The organism is Sphingobacterium sp. HSC-15S19 (assembly GCF_050433745.1).
GTDB classification, from domain to species: domain Bacteria; phylum Bacteroidota; class Bacteroidia; order Sphingobacteriales; family Sphingobacteriaceae; genus Sphingobacterium; species Sphingobacterium siyangense.
This window is the reverse complement of sequence record NZ_JBNPWQ010000088.1, coordinates 1-2479: the sequence shown is the minus strand read 5'-3', so window position 1 is coordinate 2479 and position 2479 is coordinate 1. Positions and strand designations below refer to the sequence as shown.

Below are 2479 nucleotides of genomic sequence, written 5' to 3'. Positions count from 1 at the left end.
CAGATTGAAAAATAGGGGTCAATATCGAAATGATGAAAAAAGCTATGCCTGTACCACAGAAATCCAATCCTAAAATTTATTTAGGACACAAGTGAAGTAATATATAAATATACATTATACCCTAACTCACTTAAATTTCAAATGAATTTAGGAGAAAAATTTTGGCGGCTGCCAGATAGTACCTGAATACTGGGAGAAAAAGCTACAATCCCACATTCTCATTTTTTTCTTTAAGAATAACTGTATTGGAACGTGCAATTCAGGAACATTAAAACTGAAGGAAACAACTGAGATACTACAGCATGTGCACTGGCAAAAGGGTGTACAATAATCGTCCTTGTCCTTGTCATGTCTATGGCTAGTTTCATTCGCGTATTTGGAAAGAGCTTCACAACTATTATTAATATCCCCACAAGGCACTGTAAAGAGTGCTAAGATATAAAATAACAATATAGCTGCTTTCCATCTCATATTTAAAACAAAAGTAATAAAAAAACTCCTTTCTTATTAATTTTGAATAAAATTATACTTACTATGCTTAAGTATTAGCAACACTATTTTTTATTGAGACCTTATATAATCTCTTATTTCATTTTTGTTTGCAAAGCCTTATAAAAATAGCTTTTTAATAAATTAGTCATGTACGTTAATGTCTTGCTGCCTCTTTGATTCAATTTGAAAAGTTGTATGCGACAGTTTAAAATCCTTTGTAGCCCTATCATTTAAAGCAGCAAGGATAATATCTGTATCCATTTTACTGTGCACCAAAACATGAGAACTCATAGCGTTGACGCCTGATGTGAGAGACCAGACATGGAGATCATGTATTTCTATTACGCCATCCACTTGTTCAAGTGTATTTCTCAGTTTTTCTATATCGACATCCTTTGGGGTGCTCTCCAACAAGACATTTATAGCTTCTTTCAAAAGTTTCCAAGTCCTAGGGAAAATAAGTAAGCCAATAGCAGCGGAAATGAGAGGATCGGCATAATACCAATCTGTAATCAGCATGATAATACCCGCAATCATCACCCCTATTGATGTTAACCCGTCAGATAAAACCTCAAAATAAGCACCTTTCATATTCAAACTTTCAGATGAATCTTTTCGTATGATTATGATTCCTATTATATTTACTATAAGGCCAATTCCCGCGACTAACATCATGCTGCCACTCTGTACCTTGGGAGGATCCATAAATCGCTGCCAAGATTCGAAAAGAACATAAATTGAGATAGCAAGCAGTACGACAGCATTTATAACTGCAGCCAATATCTCTGTTCTAAAATATCCAAAAGTCTTTTTAGAATTGGCTTTTCTTTCGCCAATCTTAATAGCAATAAATGACAAAAAAAGTCCAGCTACATCCGTAAACATGTGTGCTGCATCTGCCAACAAGGCTAGACTTTTTGTCAATATACCTCCTACGACCTCTGCAATTAAATAGGTTCCACTTAATCCTAAAACGATTAGTAGATTCCTTTTATGCCTACTGGATGCAGAAGGCTCTTTATAAGTTTGCTCCATAAAATATTTACCAATAATAAAATAGTACAATTTAACTGACAAGCAACGGCATTAAGAACACTTTGGAAATTAATTGATACAGAACTTAATATTCAACTGCTAATTACCACTAACAAATTCTTTCTATTTATATGTACATAAGTGACAATTGTTAAAATCAAATAATTCAAATTTCAGTATTTTTTATAAAAATGTGCTACAAATAATTTTAGCGATAGTATGTTCCTTAAATATAACTAATATCTTTTTCGTGGTCAATTTTTATACAAATTTTAAAATATAGACAAACGAGTCAAGATAATATGCTATATGAATGAAAATTAATTATAGTTCCACGATCCGAATAGCAAAGCCACCGCCAGGTGCAGACCTTTGTTTTAATTTACTTTTATTATTTATTTTAAGCTTTTTTATCACATAAGCCTGGGGATTGGTTTTGTAATGAGCATCTGGAGCATCAGCGTAGATCGTAGCTTCATATTTTTTGCCCGTTGTTAAAAAACCAAAATCCAAGATAGATTCATGTCCTTTCTCCCCGCTGACATTCCCGACAAACCATTCATTTTTACCTTTTGATTTACGGGCTATCGTTAGGTATTCTCCCGGTTCTGCTTCGAGATATAGGCTACTGTCCCAATCGACGGCAACATCTTTGATAAACTGAAAAGCATCGATAAAACGCTCATAATTCTCAGGGAGGTCGGCTGCCATCTGCAATGGACTGTACATGGTCACATACAATGCCAGCTGGTTGGCTAAAGTAGAATTGACATGGGATGTATTCTTAGGATTGATCTTTTGGATGTCCATCTCAAAGATGCCCGGTGTATAGTCCATCGGTCCACCGATAAGCCGCGTGTTAATTCTCATCAGAATGCCCCCACTGATTCTCATTAAAATGCCACCACTAATATGCAAAAAAAATCATTCATTATCCTGATCATCTGAGATT

General features: G+C 34.7%; 3 protein-coding genes. All 3 read right to left on the bottom strand.

From position 1 onward, the window contains the following. Window positions 1-147: 147 nt before the first annotated feature. Entirely contained in the window at window positions 148-471 is a 324-nt protein-coding gene (locus tag L1283_RS28380) for a DUF6660 family protein (protein WP_353681976.1), read from the bottom strand. A gap of 162 nt (window positions 472-633) precedes the next feature. Continuing rightward, window positions 634-1569, bottom strand: a complete 936-nt coding sequence (locus L1283_RS28375) for a cation diffusion facilitator family transporter (RefSeq protein WP_198386061.1) — start codon at window positions 1567-1569, stop codon at window positions 634-636. A gap of 282 nt (window positions 1570-1851) precedes the next feature. Continuing rightward, entirely contained in the window at window positions 1852-2397 is a 546-nt protein-coding gene (locus L1283_RS28370) for a glycoside hydrolase family 97 C-terminal domain-containing protein (protein ID WP_429626809.1), read from the bottom strand. Window positions 2398-2479 lie beyond the last annotated feature (82 nt).

What these genes read in the sequence shown, in the direction of transcription:
- L1283_RS28380 (WP_353681976.1), bottom strand. Translation starts at nt 471, where the DNA reads ATGAGATGGAAAGCAGCTATATTGTTATTTTATATCTTAGCACTCTTT.
- L1283_RS28370 (WP_429626809.1), bottom strand. Translation starts at nt 2,397, where the DNA reads ATGAGAATTAACACGCGGCTTATCGGTGGACCGATGGACTATACACCG.